This is a genomic window from Micromonospora fluostatini, assembly GCF_050410825.1.
Taxonomy (GTDB): domain Bacteria; phylum Actinomycetota; class Actinomycetes; order Mycobacteriales; family Micromonosporaceae; genus Micromonospora; species Micromonospora rosaria.
Genome location: NZ_CP191251.1, coordinates 1,275,842 through 1,290,646 on the forward strand (window position 1 = coordinate 1,275,842; position 14,805 = coordinate 1,290,646).

Sequence of the window (14,805 nt, forward strand, 5' to 3'; positions counted from 1 at the left end):
CACTGGCCACGTACCGAAGCCGACACCAGGAGGGGCCTTCCGATGATCTTCATTACCGCCAAGTTCCGGGTCCGCCCCGAGGACGCGGACCGCTGGCCCGAGATCAGCCGGGCCTTCACCGAGGCGACCCGCGCCGAGCCCGGCTGCCTGTGGTTCGACTGGTCCCGCAGCCTCGACGACCCGACCGAGTACGTCCTGGTCGAGGCTTTCCGGGACGCGGAGGCGGGCGCGGCGCACGTGCAGTCCGAGCACTTCCGGACCGCCCAGCGGGACCTGCCGCCCCACCTGGTCGCCACGCCGCGCATCGTCAACACCGTGCTCCCGCAGGACGACTGGTCCGAGCTCGGCGAGATGGCGGTGGATCGATCCTGACGTTCGTCACCGACACCCGACCGAGTCGATGCCCGCTGGGGTGGCCGTCGGCTCGGACCGGTGGTGGGGGCGGCCACTTCCGGTGAGGTGCCCGGCGGTCGTGGCACTGACCGCCGGGCACCCCCCGGATGGCGGGACGGTGACTGCGCCCGCACAGTGCTGTGCGGACGCGCGTCACCCCTACCCGGTCAGGCGCAGGCAGCGCCGTTGAGGGTGAACCCCGTCGGTGCGGGGTTCGCGCCCGAGTGGCTGCCGAGGAGACCGAAGGTCACCGTGCCACCCGGCGCGATGGCGGCGTTCCAGGGGACGTTGCGGGCGGTCACCGCCGTGCCCTGCTGGCTGAACTCCGCGTTCCAGCCGCTGCCGACGCGCTGGTTGCCGGGGTACGTCCAGCCGACCGCCCACCCGGTGACCGGGGCCGGTCCGGTGCTGGTCAGCGTGACGGTGGCGGTGAAACCGGTGCCCCACTGGCTGTCCACCCGGTAGCTGACGGTGCAGGTGGCCGGTGGCGCGGTGGTCCCGAACGACACCCGGTGCAACTGCCCGGGAAGGTCGTTGACCAGGTAGATCTCCCCGTCGGCGGTCAGCCCCAGGCTGGTCGGCTGGATGGTCAGCTCCCCGAGCTTGCGGCTGGCGTAACCGCCGTCGGCGGTGGGGCGGATCACGAACGCGGTGCCCGAGCAGTAGTCGGTCGCCAGGTAGGTGCCGGCGGCGATGTCGGCGTACCGGCTGCCCCGGTAGACGTGGCCGCCGATGACGGCGCAGCCGTCGACCGAGGTCGGGTAGTGGTACACCGGGTCGACGTACCGTGCGCCGGCCACGCAGCGCTCGGGGTCGAACACCTGCGGCCCCTCCCGGCAGGACCAGCCCAGGTTCGCCCCCTTCTGGTCCGACGCCAGGTGGTTGATCTCCTCGTACGTGCCCTGGCCCACGTCGGCGATCCACAGCGAGCCGTCGGCCCGGTCGAACGAGAAGCGCCAGGGGTTACGCAGGCCGTACGCCCAGATCTCCGGCCGCGCGCCGGCCGTGCCCACGAACGGGTTGTCCGCCGGGACGCAGTACGGTTTGCCGTCGCAGCCCCGGGACACGTCCAGCCGGAGGATCTTGCCGAGCAGGGTGCCCAGGTCCTGACCGGTGTCGAGCGGGTCGTCGGCGCCGCCGCCGTCGCCGATGCTCCAGTAGAGGTACCCGTCCGCCCCGAAGGCGATCTGGCCGCCGTTGTGGTTGGTGAACTCGGCGTGCGGCTGGCTGAGCAGGATCTCCTCGCGGGCCGCCGGCACCGGGTGCTGGCCGGCGCTGTCGAGCACGAACCGGGAGAGGGTCAGCGCGCCGTCGGGCAGCGCCGTGTAGGCGACGTAGAGGCTCCGGCTGGTGGGGAACGACGGTGCGCTGAGGATGCCCAGCAGCCCGCGCTCGTTGCCGCTGGTGGAGACCCGGCCGCTGAGGTCGAGCAGCGGCTCGGCCGCGAGCCCGGTGTCCTCGTGGTAGACCCGGACGGTGCCGGTCTTCTCGGCGATGAACAGTCGCCCACTGCCGTCGTCCGGCGCGTGGATGGCGGTGGGACGGCGCAGGCCGGAGGCGACCTGGGTGGTGCTGACGGTCAACCGGTCCAGCGGCACGGCGGCCGGGGTGACGGCGGTCGGGCCGCCCACCGCGGTGGTCTCCGGCGCGGACCACGCCGGAGACGAGGGCGTCAGGAGCACCCCGGCTGCCACCACGAGCCCGGCGGCGGCTGCCAGTGCGCCCTTACTGCCTACAGGCATGTCGACTCCAATCATTGCTCGGAGTCAATGTCCGTTGTTGGCGCATGTCCCTACATCGCTGTCCCGGCAAGCGGGAGTTCGATCGGTGCCCGTCTCTCGGATGATGGGACGAGGAGGTGACCGCTGCGGTGTGCGCGGTGGTGGCCGGCGCCTGACGGACGGCGTGTCGCGTTCCGGCGGCGGTATGTCGTCGGCGCGATATACCTGTCAGGCATAAATATACCCCGATGGTATATTGCTCACATCGATATGGTGTCCCGGATGCGCCACGTCGGCGTGCACCACGAACGCCCCGCTGCGCAGTCACCCCACACTGGAGCGCTCGCGGCGGGCAGGGAGGCGACAGGGCTCCCGGCGTCGCGCCGGGAGCCCTGTCGCGCGGGTGGCTCAGGCTGCGGGGCCGATCCGCTTCGCCAGGCCCACGAAGCCCTGCCAGGCGGTCGGGGCGAAGGCGAGGGTGCCGCCGTCGCGGTCCTTGGTGTCGCGCACGAGCACGACACCGGCCAGGTTGTCCGCCACCTCCACGCACGATCCGCCATTGCTGCCCGAGTAGGTCGACTTGCGCCACTTGGCCTTGGTCACGTCCATGTTTGCGCCGCTTCCTTGATCAGATCGAGGGACTGCCTGCGAGAGAGGGCTTCACCCCGTACGGCCTCCCATGTGCGCTGGAGAGTAGCAAGGTCGTCGGCCTGATTGACGATCTGCGCTCTCACCTGGTGGTCCAGGTGAGCGACCACTGAGCCGTCGCGCAGAGTGGCCATGATGAAGCCTCCCTGTAGTCCAGGGTAGATCCCGGCCTCCTCGGTCACCACGAGAACCTGTACCTGCGGCAGTTCGGCCATTTTCGCCAGGTGCGACAGTTGCTCCGACATGACTCCGGGCTGCCCGCTCACGGGTCGGCGCAGCACCATCACGTCGATGGCCGCGACCAGTTGCACGGGATGTCCGCCGCTGGCCAGGATCGCCTGCCGCCCGAGCCGAGAGGCGACGCGCTGCTCGACCTCGGCCTCAGGCAGGAGGTTGTAGGCCAGCGTCGCCCGTGCGTACGCCTCCGTCTGGAGCAGTCCAGGCACCCAGGCGGGCTCGTACCAGCGGAGCTGTTGCGCCTCGGCCTCGAACTCGATCCACTCCCGCAGCCAGGCGGGAGTCGAGGCGAGGCTGCCCAGGTCGCGCAGCATCCGGGTGAAGCGATCGTCCAGCTCGAACTGCGTGTCCACCGCCCTCATGTAGACGTCCGTCGGTGGTCGACCGCCGGTCTCCACGGAGCTGACGTGCGAGGCGGAGTAGCCGATCCGGCGGCCGAACTCCTCCTGGCTGAGCCCGAGCGATGAGCGAAACAGTCTCAGCTCGTTGACCATGTAGCTCGCAGCGCTGCTCATCGATCCCCCACCTTCCGCCCTCTTCTGACGGCGTGTCTGTCGGCCCGCTCGTCACGCTCCGATACGTACCCAGGGTCAGTGAGCGCGTATCGACCGTAGTCCCCGCAGGCCAAGCTGTCACTCGCGCGGACCTGGCTCGTGCCGGAGAGTGACCGAGGTGGGTTCTGCGCTGGCGAGAGGGTCGCCTCGGTCCTTCCGGAGCGGGCGGCCCTCTCGCCCCTACCGAGGAGGTGGCGTGAATCCAGTCGTGGCAGAGGGTGACGTGCTCACCCTTCACCCTGAGGACTACTGCGTGGGCAGGGACGTGCTCCGCATCCGGGTCACGCACGTGCCCCGGTACGCCAACTGCCTCGCCTCCGCCTGGGTCCGTCTCTGCGGCGTGGAACTGCGCCCGGACGGCCTCCCGCTGCGGGAACGCATCATCCTCGCCCGGGTGCGGGCGCTGGTCGAGCAGCGGGCGCGGGCGGACGGGCGGCGACCGTGCTGACGGACCATCCCCCGCTCCACCCCGGCGGTGCCTGCGCCACCTGCGGGCAGCCCTGGCCCTGCTTCGAGCGGCAGGTCGACTCCATCGTGGACTTCGCCGGCCACCGCCAGGCGCTCGCCGAGCTGATGGCCGACTACCTCCGCATGGGGGTGGCCGAGAGGCGGAGCCGGGGGCTGCCGGACGATCCCGGGATGCCGGCGCGGCACCTCGGCTGGATCGACTGCGTGGTGCCCCGGTGAGCCCGGTGCCCCTGAGCTGCGGTGACCTCCTGCACCTCACCCGGGCCGCCAGCGTCCAGTTCGCCGTCCGGCCGATCGTCCTGCGGCTGATCCGGTTCGAGCGGCAGGTCGACTCCATCGTGGACTTCGCCGGCCACCGCCAGGCGCTCGCCGAGCTGATGGCCGACTACCTCCGCATGGGGGTGGCCGAGAGGCGGAGCCGGGGGCTGCCGGACGATCCCGGGATGCCGGCGCGGCACCTCGGCTGGATCGACTGCGTGGTGCCCCGGTGAGCCCGGTGCCCCTGAGCTGCGGTGACCTCCTGCACCTCACCCGGGCCGCCAGCGTCCAGTTCGCCGTCCGGCCGATCGTCCTGCGGCTGATCCGGGTCCGCGAGGACTGGGTCACCTACGACGGCTGGGTGTGGCTCGACGGGTACCAGGTGGACGAGCGGGGTGACGCCGTCGAGCGGCGGACCCTCTTCGTGCTGCGGGCGGGGGTACGGGTGCTCCGGTCGCCGCCCTCCGGGCAGGTCACCGGACGGCCGGTGGCCTCGCCCGGCGGGCGGCGGGTGGGCGGCGCGCGGGCGTCACCACCAGCGCTTGCGCGGAGGGCGGACGGTGACGTCCCCGAAGATGACGCGGCAGTGCACCTCGATCACCGGGGCGCCCGGGGCGACCGGCCCGCGTAGCTTGGAATTCTTGCTGCCGAAGACGGCGGTGCCGGTGAGCCGGACGTCCGTCCCCTCCGGCACGACGATGGTGATGCTGCCGAAGATCGCGTCCGCGTCGATCCGGGTCACCTGCCGGTGCAACTCGGTCTGGTGCAGCTCGATCCGGCAGTCACCGAACACGGCGCGGGCCTCGACACGCTCCGGCACCGGCCAGGCGCCGGTGCGGACGTCGCTGCTGAAGATCGCCACCAGCCGATCCTGGGCCGGGACGACCGTGCCGGCGACCGGCCGGCCCGGCGCGTCCGGCAGGTCCCGGGTCACCAGTGCCAGCTCGCTGCGGGTGACCGAGGCGTGGGCTGCGCCGACCCGTTCGGTGTACTCGCCGAGGGTGAGCCGGCCCTCGGTCACCGCGCGGCCGAGTAACTCCACGACCTCTTCGCGCTCCCGGTCCGAGACCCGCAGCCGCCCAGCGTCGTCGTGCCGTTCCCCGTCCATGCCCCCGAGCCTAGCGGCGGCCCGCCCGCGCGGGGGGACCGCGCTCACCCGCCGCGCCCCAGATCACGCCCACCGGCCCCTTGATCACCTATAAAACCTATGGTCATACTAGGTTTATCCGGCCGTGCTGTCGCGCCGGCTCCACCTCTCCGGCACCCCGCGCCCGGCCGTCGCCGCACCCCGGCACCCGCACCAGAACGACGGGAGAACGTCGCACCATGAGCACCGACGCCCAGCAGCACGCCCACGACCCGACGGCGCCCTACTGGGTCGACACCGGCGGCGGCGCGGGGCCGCTGTGGTCGTTCCCGGTGGGGGAGGTCGAGGTCTTCCCGATCCGGGAGGTCGACTACTTCCCGCTGCCGGCGGACTTCTTCCCCCAACTGGAGACCGGGACCTGGACCGAGGGGGCGTTCTACACCCGGGAGCCGTTCACCCACGACGGCCGGATCCGACTCAACCAGGAGGCCCACCTGCTCAGGATGAAGGACCGGCTGATCCTCGTCGACGCCGGGGGCGGCAACGGCAAGCCCCGCAACGGCGGGGTGTTCGACCGGGCCGACCGGCCCTTCCTGGAACAGTTCGCCCGCGCCGGGGTCTCGCTCGACGACGTCGACACGGTGGTCTTCACCCATCTGCACGTCGACCACGTCGGCTTCGCCACCAGCGCGGACGGGGCCGGGGGCTGGGCGCCGACCTTCCCGAACGCCCGCTACCTGGTGGTGCGCGAGGAGTTCGAGTGGTGGAGCGGCCCCGAGGGCGCGGCGGCGATGCGCCGCACCGGGGACTACCTCGCCGACAGCATCCTGCCGCTGCGCGACGCCGGGGTGCTCGACCTGGTCGAGGCCGACCACGTGCTCGCCCCCGGGATCCACCTCGTGCCGGCCTTCGGCCACACGCCCGGCAACGTGTACCTGGTGGTCGAGTCCGCCGGCCGGCGCGCCCTGTTCGCCGGGGACATGCTGCACCACGGCGTGCAACTGGAACGCCCCGAGTGGAGCATCCGGTACTGCGTGGTCCCCGGCGACTCGGCCGACCAGCGCCGCCGGCTGCTCGAACGGGCCGCCGACTCCGGTGACCTGCTGGTGCCGGCCCACTTCCCGTTCCCCGCCGCCGGGTACGTGCACCGGGCCGAGCGGGGCTTCACCTACACCTTCATCGACGTCTGACCGCCCGCCCGGCCCTGCCCCCGCCCCGGCGCTGACCGGGGCCGTCCGCCGGTCGGTAGCATCCGGCGCATGACCTTCTGGGTGCACTACGTGGTCCCGCCCGGTGCGGCCGGGGACCGGATGCCCGTGCCCCGGGGGGACGAGATCGTCACCGTCGCGCAGACGCTCGACGTCGACGCGGGGGAGCGGACCGTCGAGTTCACCGTCCTCGCCGTCGGCGCCGGGTACCAGATCGGCACGGACCTCGACGGCACCGGCCTGCTGCGTGGTCACCCCGGGGAGGTCGCCGCCGCGCGGGCGGTGGACGACTGGGTGCTCGGGTGCGCGTCCCGCGCGGTGCGGATCCACGAACTGCTGCTGCACCGGTGGTACGAGGTCTGCTCGCCGTCGCACCGGTCGGCGGCCGAGGCGCTGGAGCGGTGGTTGCGGGCGCAGGACCCGGCGGGCGACTACTGGGCCGCGCTCGGCTCCGCGACCGGCCCGCGACCCCGGAGCTGAGCAGGGCGGCCGGCCCTCCGGGTGGGGCCGGCAGCGCGGCGTCCGCCCCGCTGCCGGCCCGTGCCGTGGTTCACCAGCGATCGTCGTGCAGCACGCTGGCCAGCGGCGGGCGGGCCGCCGGGCGGAAGCCCTCACCCCGGTACCAGGCCGTCGGGACCAGGGCCGCCTGGTGCACCCCGGCCGGGATGCCGAGCAGCCGCGCCACCTCCGCCTCGCGGCGCAGGTGCGCGGTGGTCCAGACGGTGCCCAGACCCCGGGCCCGCGCCGCGAGCTGGTAATTCCAGACCGCCGGGAGCACCGAACCCCAGAACCCGGCCTGGTTGCCCTCGGGCAGCGGACCCGGCGTCGCGACGCAGGCCAGCACCAGCACGGGTACCTCGCCGAGCCGGTCGGCGAGGTAGGTGGCGCTGGCCAGCGAGCGGCCGGCGGCCCCCGCCGGCCCCGTCGCGTCGCCGGTGCCGTTCCCCGCCCGGCCCGTACCGCCGCCCGGCTTGGTGCCGCCCCGGCCGGACTGCTGCTCGGTGAAGGCGGACCGGTAGATGTCGCCGAGCCGGGTGCGGGTGTCCGGGTCGGTGACGACGATCCAGTGGGTCACGTTCCGGCCGGACCCGCTGGGCGCCTGCTGGGCGACGCGCAGGCACTCCTCGACCAGGGCGCGGGGCACCGGTCGGGTCAGGTCCAGCCGGCGGCGGACCGCCCGGGTGGTGGTCAGCAGCCCGTCCGGGGTCAGCGGCCCGTCCCGCTCGGGCGTCCCGGCCGTGGCCGCGTCGGCGGGGCCGCCCGGCCCGTCAGCCATCGGGATCGTCCCAGGTCAGCGGCAGCTCCCAGAGCCCCCGGACGTACATGTCGACGCGCCAGCGCAGGTCCGCCTCGTCGACCGCGATCCGCAGGCCGGGCAGCTCGGTGAGCAGGGTGGTGACGCCGACCCGCAGCTCCAGCCGGGCCAGCTCCGCGCCGAGGCAGTGGTGCGCGCCGTACCCGAAGGCGATGTGCGGGTTGTCGACCCGGTCGGGGTCGAGCTGGTCCGGCCGGTCGAAGACCAGCGGGTCGCGGTTCGCCGCGTCCGGGACCGGCACCACCACCTCACCGGCCGTCACCACCGAGCCGTCGGAGAGCGTCACGTCGGTCAACGCCACGTGCGGCACGCCGCCGGAGCCGTTGGCGCAGACGTAGCGCAGCGTCTCCTCGATGATCGGGTCCGCCTCGGCGGGGTCGGCCAGGATCCGCCCGACCAGCTCCGGCCGGCGCAGGATCTGGTGCAGCACGGCGGCCAGCACGTTGCTGGTGGTCTCGTAGCCGGCCATGAGCATGCCGGCGGAGAGCACCACCGCCTCGGTCCGGCTCAACCGGCGGTCCTCCCGGGTCGGGGTGAGCATCCGGGCGATCAGCCCGGTGACCTCCTCGCCCCGGTCGAGCCGGCCCTGCACCGTGTCGACCAACGCGGCGAAGTACTCCTGCATCTCCCGGTGGCAGCGCTCCACCTGCTCGGCCGGGAACTTGTCGATCGACATCAGCACGTCGACCCACGGGCCGAAGCGGGGCATGTCCTCCTCCGGCACCGCCATGATCCGGCACATCACCCGCAGTGTGAACGGCACGGTGAACCGGCCGACCACGTCCGCCGGTCGGCCACCGGCGGCGTACTCGGCGAGCTGTCGCCGGGCCAGCTCGACCACCATCGGTCGCAGCCGCCCGACCTGGTGTGCGGTGAAGGGCGGGGCCACCGTGGACCGACGCCGGGTGTGCACCGGCGCGTCGGTGGTGATCAGCGGCAGCGAGTCGGCGCTGCGCGCGAAGAGCGGCCCCGAGGTGTACGCCGACCGGCTGAACCGGCGGTCGCTGAGCACCAGCCGGACGTCGGCCCAGCGGGTGACGACCAGCGCCTCCCGGCCGTTGCGCAACCGGACCCGGCCGGGCCGGGGCAGGGCGTGCAGGGCCGGGTACTCGGGCGGCGGCTCCACGGTCGGGCCGGCGGCGAAGGGGAACGTCGGCAGCTCGGCCGCCGCCCCGGCCCCGGTGACGGGGCAGGACGAGGGGCGGGTGTCGGTGTCGCCGCCGGTCGGCGCGGCGGCGGGTGGGCGGGTCATCGGGTCGCCACCTCCTGGACGATGCTGATGATCTGGTACCCGGCGAAGCTGGACAGCAGGAACATCGCCGCCGGGCCGTACGGCCAGCGGGTCAGCCGGTCGGCGTGGAACCGCCGCCCGGCCAGCAGCGGCAGGGCCAGCGGCAGCACCGCCAACCAGACCGGCCAGTACGGGGCCGGCCCGCCCCGGGCCACCACCAGCAGCAGCAGGACCGAGGCCAGCGCCGCGCCGACCGCCACCCCGGCGGTGCCGTTCGCCCCGATCCGGGCCGAGTACGTGCGCTCGCCCGGCCGGGGCGAACGGGTGGTCTTGCGGGCGAACTCCAGGTGCAGGAAGGCCAGCGCGGAGACCACGACGCCGACCGCGCCGGACCAGGACGGGCCCAGCCCGACCGAGTGCAGCAGGCCGGCGTAGAGGAACGCGTTGATCATCAACTGGACCGGGAAGTTCAGCACGAAACCGAGCAGCATGGCGTCCCCGGCCGGCCAGCCCCGGCGCAGCTCCACCCCGACCAGGACGAAGGCGTACCCGAGTTGGCCGGCGAGCACCAGGAGCACCGGCCAGCGCCAGGCGTTGAGCGCCAGCACCAGCACCGTACCGACGGCGATCATGACGTACAGGTCCCGGACCCGTACCGCGCCCCGGGCCAGCGGGCGGTCCGGGTTGTGCGTCCGGTCGTACGGCAGGTCCCGGATGTCGTCCAGGGCACGCATCATCAGCAGGGTCACCAGCAGGGTGAGCGCGCTGACCAGCACCCCGACGTCGGGCAGCGCACCGCCGATCCGGTCGTCGACCACCGCGCAGACCGCCGTGCCGCCGAACGCCCAGAGCAGCGCGTACGGCACGTACGCCGACGGCGGGTAGCTGCCGGCGACGTAGCGCAGCAGCCGCCCGGTCATGCCCCGGCCGTCGCCGTCGCCGTCTCCTCGGCCGGCACCTCCTCCGGTGGCACGCTGCGGACCGTGCCGGTCGCCCCGTCCACCTCGATCCACTCCCCGTCGGCGATCAGCGAGGTCGCCTCCGGCACCGCCACCACCGTCGGGATGCCCAGCAGCCGGCCGGTGATCGCGGTGTGCGAGAGCAGGGTGCCCCGCTCCACCACCATGCCGCGCGCCACCATCATCAACATCAACCATCCGGGGTCGGTCTCCTTCGCCACGATGATCCGGTCTCGGCAGGTCTCCGGCGGGGTCGACGGGTCCAGGACGACCCGGGCCCGGCCACGGACCACACCCTTGCTCGACGGCAGTCCCCGCAGGTCGACCCCGTCGCCGCCGTCGGTGGCCGTGGCCGTCCGGGCCGGCGTCACGGCGGTGGCGGCGGGCAGGGCGTCGGCCACCGGCCGGTTCAGCCGCGTGGTCAGCCGGACGCCGAGGTCGGCGGCGGCGGTCGCGGCGAGCCGCTCCGCCCGGCGTCGCGCGACCAGCGCCCGCAGGTCGGTCTCGACCAGGGTGCCGTCGTACGCGCCGAGCACCTCCTCGACGGTCAGGTCGACCACGTCCAGCGGGTCGTCGAGGCGTCCCGCCTCGACGAGCAGCGCGCCGAGACGCCACATCACGTGCCGGGTCAGCCCGTAGAGCTGGCTGCGGCAGTAGCGGGTGTCCTCCCGGGTGCGGACGAACCAGCGCAGCCCGGCGGCCAGCGTGCGGATGACCAGCCGGCGGGGCAGCGACGGGCAGCCCTCGCGCAGTTCCCGTTCCGCCTCGGCCCGGCTGGCCACCTCCCGGGCGCGGCTCTCCGCGACGGTCAGCCCGCTGCGGACCAGCGGCCGCACCGAGGAAATGATCATGCCGGGGCGCTGCCGGGGCGAGGGCTCCTCCAGCTTCAGGTCGTGCGGCGCCCGGTCGCCGTACCGGCGCAGGTGCTCGCGGGCGGAGGCGGCCAGCTCCGGGCCGTACCCGCCGTCGACCACGTCCTGCCAGATCGCGTCGGCCTCCCCGTCGTCGCAGTGCCGGACCCGTTCGGCGAGGGCGGGGTCGGCGCCGATCCGCTCGGCCAGCGCCACCGCCGAGCGGACCCCGAGCACCGAGCGGTTCTCCCGGCCGCCCATCAGCAGGCCGCCGAGGGTCCGCTGCTCGTCGCCGTCGACCCAGCGCCGCACCAGCGCGGAGGCGAAGGTGGCCGTACCGAGCATGAAGAAGGTGTTGACCAGGGTCACCCCCCACCGGTGGCCGACCTCGCTCCACAACCGGCGGTAGCAGGCGATCAGCTCCTCCGGCGTCCAGTCGTCGATCCCGGCGGCGTCGTCGACCAGCGCGTCCCACCAGCGCAGGAAGCGGCGGACCGAGCCGGGCAGCCGGCCCAGCCGCCAGGCCAGCCCCGGCAGGGTGGGCAGGGCGCGCAGCAGCTCCGCCCGGGACGGCCGGTAGTCGCCGGCCATCCCCATCGACTTCTCCCACCAGGGCCGGACCAGCACGAATCCGGGGATCTGGTGGTGCAGCTCGAACCAGGCGTCGAGCCGGTAGTAGACCCGTCCGCGCAGCAGCCCGACCATCCGGTTGAGGTGGTGCTCGCGGGCCCGCAGCCGGCGCTCCGGCACGCCCATCCGCCGGTACACGTCGCGGAAGATCAGCCGGTAGAAGACCCGGGCCTGGGAGTAGGTCAGCGCCCCGGAGATCCCCGGATAGCTTTCCGTGATGTTGTGGTTGCTCCACGGGACGGGCGTGCCGCCGGGCTCGTCCCCCGCCGGGGCGGGCGGGGTGGCGAAGACCACCGGACGGGCCTGGACCAGGTGGATCGTGCCGTCGGCGGTGAGGGTGCCCTCGATGTCCTGCGGCGGGCCGAAGAAGCGCTCCACCTCGGCGGCCAGCGCCGCCACCTGCCGGGCCTCGTCGTCGGTGAGCACCGGCCCGGTGGCCAGGTCCGCCGGCACCGGCCGGACCACCGGGTCCGCCCCGGGGCCGTCCCCCGGGCAGACCATCGTCGTCTTGACCACCGTCTCGGCGCGGACCGCGCCGGCGTCGGGGGCGACGAAGAAGTGGTCCACGTCGGCGCGTTCCTGCACCACACCCTCGCCGATGCCGTGCGCGGCGGCCACCACGGTCTCCGCCGCGCCGGTGCGCGGGTCACGGCTGAACGCCACGAAGGAGCGGACCCCGGGCACCATCCGCTGCACACCGACGGCGACCCGGGTGGCGGCCGGGGCGAGCCCGCGCCGGGCCCGGTAGAGCACCGACTCCGGGCTGAACCCGGACGCCCAGCAGGCGGTGACCCGGCGGGCCACGTCCGCCGCCGGGACGTACAGGAAGGAGTCGGTCAGCCCGGCGAAGGCGTCGGTCGCGCCGTCCTCGCCGACGCCGTCGGCGTCGGCCACCACGCAGGCGCGGACCGCCAGCAGGTCACCCGGCCCGGCCAGCGCGGCGACCGCCTCGTCCAGCTCGGCGGCGAGCCCGGCCGGCAGGGTGGCCGACCGGAGCCGGTCGGCGACCGCCGTCGCCCAGGCCAGCAACTCCTCCGTGGACGCCGTCGCGCCCGGCGCGGACGCCCCCGCCACCGGTGCCGCCGCCGCACCCGCCCCGGCCGCCGCACCCGCCCCGGCCGCCGCACCTGCCCCGGCCGCCGCACCCGCCCCGGCCGGCGTGTCCGCCCCGGCCGGCGGGGACACCGCCGGCGCGGTCAGCAGGCCGGTCGCCGCCGCGTCGAACGCCGACACCGGCAGGCAGCAGAACTCCGGCACCCGGAACCCGGCCAGGCGCAGCCGCTCCTGCCGGGCGAACTTGTGCCCGACCAGGGTGGCGTCGGTCAGCCGGGGGTCACCGGCCCGGATCAGCGCCATCACCACACCCCGGGCAGCAGGCGGGGCCGGCCGGTGGCGAACTCCGGGTAGCCGGGGACCGCCCAGAGCACCCGCTCCTCGGTGCGGATGCGCCACACCAGCACCGCCACCAGCGCCGCCAGCGCCAGCACGCTGACCACGTGGTGGAAGAAGAGGACGAAGCCGAGGTTGGCCAGCAGCATCCCGGAGTAGGCCGGGTGCCGGACCAGGCGGTACGGGCCGGTGGTCACGATCGGGTGCTGCTGCCGCCGGACCACGTGGTGGGTGTAGAGCGCCCCGAGCACCCGGATGGCCACCAGCCGCAGGACGATCCCGGCGACGAAGAGCGCGATCGGCGGCACCATCCACCACGACCACCCCGACCAGGGGGTGGCCGGCAGCACCGTGACGATCACCAGGAGCATCCGGGTGCTGGCGTACGCGGCCAGGGTGCGGATCTCCACCGCCGGCGCCGACGAGCGGCGGAAGGTCACCGGGATCTCCGCGCCGATCCAGGCGAGGTACGCGCCGGCCAGCAGACCGGAGACCAGGTGCTCGGGTGCGGCGGCGTGGGCGAGGTGCCAGACGGCCCGGCTGCCGAGCACGGCCAGCGCGACCACGAACAGCACCCGGGTCAGCAGGGTCACCGGGTCCACCGTCCGGCGGGTGGCTCCGGCGGTCGCGTCCGTGCGGGTCACGGTTGTCCTTCCTGGTTGGTGGCGGGCGTGGCCGGATGGCGCAGCCGCTGGTAGACCGCCTCGGGAGCGGCGTAGTACCGGAAGCCGACGTGCCCCCGGCGGACCCCGTCGACCAGCACGTCGAAGACGAGACTGCGCCGGCCCTTGGCGGGTGGGATCGGCGTCCAGCTCAGTTCCAGGTCGCCGTGGACCGTGCCGGGCAGGTCCGCGTCCAGGTCGAGCAGCACGAACCTCAGGTCCGGGCTGGCGTGGTGCGCGACGTGGTTGATCATGGTGGCGTACTGGCGGGCCGCGTCGATGACCAGTTCCACCTGGTCCGGCTCGCCGGGCGGGCTGGCCAACGGGTGGCCCGCGAACGGCCGGCGGACGGCGACCGTCTGGTCGGCCCCGGTCGGCACCATCCCCGAGATCAGGACGTTCTGGGCCAGCCGGCGGTGCACCAGGGCCGGCTCGGCCGCCGGCGTCTCCGCCGGCAGCAGGCGGGCTGTCGGCTTCCGGACGGCCGGCGCCTCGGCGGCCCCGAACTCGACGTGGCCCGTGCAGACGGCGGTGCCGGCCTGCTCGGCCCGCACCGTGAGCGTCCCCTCGGGCCCGCCGGTGTCGGCGGCGGTCACCCGGATCGTCTGCTCCAATTCGCAGAAGAGCGGAAACCGCAGCGTCGTCCGGATTCGCCGGTCGATCCCCTCCACCGGCGTACCGGTGGCCCTGACCAGTTGGAAGAGGCCGCAGATGAGCGCCATGCCGGGTACGTGGTCGAGTGGATGGTCGAACAAATAGGGATCATCGTGGTCCAGGTCGAGCGTCGCCGACCAGCGGCGGACCGCCGTCGAATTCTCCTCGTCGAGATCGCGTAGCAACTCTGCCGTCCGTTGTGGATCAGCGTGGCCGGTAGCCGGTCGGGTATCCAGTGACACTGCGATCCGCCCCCCATCGGTCTCGTTGTTCACGCGATCTTTGATTGCCGGTGGGATGCACGCAAGCTTCGACCGTTCTCATTCTCGGTCCGGTTCCTGACCCAGGTCCGCCACCTCGGCCTGCGGCAGAGTTACGTAACGTTCCAGGATGGACACTCCGTATTGTCGACGGTACGACCGAGACGGTGCGGAATGCACCACCCGGTTGATCACCGCCCGCGGGCCGGGTGGTGCCGACCGCGCCGGACGCGTCGACGGTGGCCGCTGGGTGGCATTCGTGGTGGTCACCGCACCGGTG

The 14,805-nt window shown here is 73.8% G+C and carries 17 protein-coding genes; 7 read left to right on the forward strand and 10 right to left on the reverse strand.

Annotation, left to right across the window (positions count from 1 at the left end):
• Positions 1-42: 42 nt before the first annotated feature.
• The gene (locus tag ACQUFX_RS05595) at positions 43-372 is read left to right on the forward strand and encodes a putative quinol monooxygenase (RefSeq protein ID WP_428964953.1); all 330 of its coding nucleotides are present in this window, start codon (positions 43-45) and stop codon (positions 370-372) included.
• Positions 373-560: 188 nt separating this feature from the next.
• On the opposite strand, the gene ACQUFX_RS05600 is transcribed toward ACQUFX_RS05595, so the two are convergent.
• The 3 genes from ACQUFX_RS05600 to ACQUFX_RS05610 all read right to left on the reverse strand — a co-directional run bounded on the left by ACQUFX_RS05600 (position 561) and on the right by ACQUFX_RS05610 (position 3,514).
• Positions 561-2,135, reverse strand: a complete 1,575-nt coding sequence (locus ACQUFX_RS05600; protein WP_428964954.1) for a PQQ-dependent sugar dehydrogenase — start codon at positions 2,133-2,135, stop codon at positions 561-563.
• Between the two features lie 387 nt (positions 2,136-2,522).
• Positions 2,523-2,723, reverse strand: coding sequence for a DUF397 domain-containing protein (locus ACQUFX_RS05605; protein WP_428964955.1), 201 nt, complete (start codon positions 2,721-2,723; stop codon positions 2,523-2,525).
• The gene (locus tag ACQUFX_RS05610; RefSeq protein WP_428964956.1) at positions 2,714-3,514 is read right to left on the reverse strand and encodes a helix-turn-helix domain-containing protein; all 801 of its coding nucleotides are present in this window, start codon (positions 3,512-3,514) and stop codon (positions 2,714-2,716) included. Before ACQUFX_RS05610 ends, ACQUFX_RS05605 begins: the two co-directional genes overlap by 10 nt.
• Positions 3,515-3,749: 235 nt before the next feature.
• Here ACQUFX_RS05610 and ACQUFX_RS05615 point away from each other — a divergent pair, with 235 nt between their 5' ends.
• The 4 genes from ACQUFX_RS05615 to ACQUFX_RS05630 are packed head-to-tail and all read left to right on the forward strand — an operon-like array spanning position 3,750 to position 4,910.
• Positions 3,750-4,001 (forward strand): hypothetical protein, encoded by a 252-nt coding sequence (locus tag ACQUFX_RS05615; protein ID WP_428964957.1) that lies wholly within the window; start codon positions 3,750-3,752, stop codon positions 3,999-4,001.
• Positions 3,995-4,240, forward strand: coding sequence for a hypothetical protein (locus ACQUFX_RS05620; RefSeq protein WP_428964958.1), 246 nt, complete (start codon positions 3,995-3,997; stop codon positions 4,238-4,240). The genes ACQUFX_RS05615 and ACQUFX_RS05620 overlap by 7 nt, the downstream gene beginning before the upstream one ends.
• Positions 4,237-4,512, forward strand: coding sequence for a hypothetical protein (locus ACQUFX_RS05625; protein WP_428964959.1), 276 nt, complete (start codon positions 4,237-4,239; stop codon positions 4,510-4,512). Before ACQUFX_RS05620 ends, ACQUFX_RS05625 begins: the two co-directional genes overlap by 4 nt.
• Complete coding sequence (locus ACQUFX_RS05630; protein WP_428964960.1) at positions 4,509-4,910, forward strand: hypothetical protein; 402 nt, start codon at positions 4,509-4,511, stop codon at positions 4,908-4,910. The genes ACQUFX_RS05625 and ACQUFX_RS05630 overlap by 4 nt, the downstream gene beginning before the upstream one ends.
• Here ACQUFX_RS05630 and ACQUFX_RS05635 read toward each other — a convergent pair.
• Positions 4,809-5,387, reverse strand: coding sequence for a DUF1707 SHOCT-like domain-containing protein (locus ACQUFX_RS05635; protein WP_428964961.1), 579 nt, complete (start codon positions 5,385-5,387; stop codon positions 4,809-4,811). The genes ACQUFX_RS05630 and ACQUFX_RS05635 overlap by 102 nt on opposite strands.
• A gap of 218 nt (positions 5,388-5,605) precedes the next feature.
• Between ACQUFX_RS05635 and ACQUFX_RS05640 the strand changes: the two genes are divergently transcribed.
• Both ACQUFX_RS05640 and ACQUFX_RS05645 read left to right on the forward strand, forming a co-directional pair.
• Positions 5,606-6,556, forward strand: coding sequence for an MBL fold metallo-hydrolase (locus ACQUFX_RS05640; protein ID WP_428964962.1), 951 nt, complete (start codon positions 5,606-5,608; stop codon positions 6,554-6,556).
• Positions 6,557-6,625: 69 nt separating this feature from the next.
• Positions 6,626-7,054, forward strand: coding sequence for a hypothetical protein (locus ACQUFX_RS05645; protein WP_428964963.1), 429 nt, complete (start codon positions 6,626-6,628; stop codon positions 7,052-7,054).
• A 70-nt stretch (positions 7,055-7,124) separates the two neighbouring features.
• Here the strand turns inward: ACQUFX_RS05645 and ACQUFX_RS05650 are convergent, their stop codons facing one another.
• From ACQUFX_RS05650 to ACQUFX_RS05675, 6 genes are read right to left on the reverse strand one after another with little or no spacing between them, the layout of a single operon-like run.
• The gene (locus tag ACQUFX_RS05650; RefSeq protein ID WP_428964964.1) at positions 7,125-7,850 is read right to left on the reverse strand and encodes a nitroreductase family protein; all 726 of its coding nucleotides are present in this window, start codon (positions 7,848-7,850) and stop codon (positions 7,125-7,127) included.
• Positions 7,843-9,141, reverse strand: coding sequence for a cytochrome P450 (locus ACQUFX_RS05655; RefSeq protein WP_428964965.1), 1,299 nt, complete (start codon positions 9,139-9,141; stop codon positions 7,843-7,845). The genes ACQUFX_RS05650 and ACQUFX_RS05655 overlap by 8 nt, the downstream gene beginning before the upstream one ends.
• The gene (locus ACQUFX_RS05660) at positions 9,138-10,040 is read right to left on the reverse strand and encodes a UbiA prenyltransferase family protein (RefSeq protein WP_428964966.1); all 903 of its coding nucleotides are present in this window, start codon (positions 10,038-10,040) and stop codon (positions 9,138-9,140) included. The genes ACQUFX_RS05655 and ACQUFX_RS05660 overlap by 4 nt, the downstream gene beginning before the upstream one ends.
• Positions 10,037-12,916, reverse strand: a complete 2,880-nt coding sequence (locus ACQUFX_RS05665) for a PEP/pyruvate-binding domain-containing protein (RefSeq protein ID WP_428964967.1) — start codon at positions 12,914-12,916, stop codon at positions 10,037-10,039. The genes ACQUFX_RS05660 and ACQUFX_RS05665 overlap by 4 nt, the downstream gene beginning before the upstream one ends.
• Positions 12,916-13,593, reverse strand: a complete 678-nt coding sequence (locus tag ACQUFX_RS05670; protein WP_428964968.1) for a methyltransferase family protein — start codon at positions 13,591-13,593, stop codon at positions 12,916-12,918. The genes ACQUFX_RS05665 and ACQUFX_RS05670 overlap by 1 nt, the downstream gene beginning before the upstream one ends.
• The gene (locus tag ACQUFX_RS05675) at positions 13,590-14,450 is read right to left on the reverse strand and encodes an AfsA-related hotdog domain-containing protein (protein WP_428964969.1); all 861 of its coding nucleotides are present in this window, start codon (positions 14,448-14,450) and stop codon (positions 13,590-13,592) included. Before ACQUFX_RS05675 ends, ACQUFX_RS05670 begins: the two co-directional genes overlap by 4 nt.
• Positions 14,451-14,805 lie beyond the last annotated feature (355 nt).

Excerpts from the sequence above, each read along its gene's own strand:
- ACQUFX_RS05595 (WP_428964953.1), top strand. The coding sequence starts at position 43 with ATGATCTTCATTACCGCCAAGTTCCGGGTCCGCCCCGAGGACGCGGAC.
- ACQUFX_RS05600 (WP_428964954.1), bottom strand. The coding sequence starts at position 2,135 with ATGCCTGTAGGCAGTAAGGGCGCACTGGCAGCCGCCGCCGGGCTCGTG.
- ACQUFX_RS05605 (WP_428964955.1), bottom strand. The coding sequence starts at position 2,723 with ATGGACGTGACCAAGGCCAAGTGGCGCAAGTCGACCTACTCGGGCAGC.
- ACQUFX_RS05610 (WP_428964956.1), bottom strand. The coding sequence starts at position 3,514 with ATGAGCAGCGCTGCGAGCTACATGGTCAACGAGCTGAGACTGTTTCGC.
- ACQUFX_RS05635 (WP_428964961.1), bottom strand. The coding sequence starts at position 5,387 with ATGGACGGGGAACGGCACGACGACGCTGGGCGGCTGCGGGTCTCGGAC.
- ACQUFX_RS05640 (WP_428964962.1), top strand. The coding sequence starts at position 5,606 with ATGAGCACCGACGCCCAGCAGCACGCCCACGACCCGACGGCGCCCTAC.
- ACQUFX_RS05645 (WP_428964963.1), top strand. The coding sequence starts at position 6,626 with ATGACCTTCTGGGTGCACTACGTGGTCCCGCCCGGTGCGGCCGGGGAC.
- ACQUFX_RS05650 (WP_428964964.1), bottom strand. The coding sequence starts at position 7,850 with ATGGCTGACGGGCCGGGCGGCCCCGCCGACGCGGCCACGGCCGGGACG.
- ACQUFX_RS05655 (WP_428964965.1), bottom strand. The coding sequence starts at position 9,141 with ATGACCCGCCCACCCGCCGCCGCGCCGACCGGCGGCGACACCGACACC.
- ACQUFX_RS05660 (WP_428964966.1), bottom strand. The coding sequence starts at position 10,040 with ATGACCGGGCGGCTGCTGCGCTACGTCGCCGGCAGCTACCCGCCGTCG.
- ACQUFX_RS05665 (WP_428964967.1), bottom strand. The coding sequence starts at position 12,916 with ATGGCGCTGATCCGGGCCGGTGACCCCCGGCTGACCGACGCCACCCTG.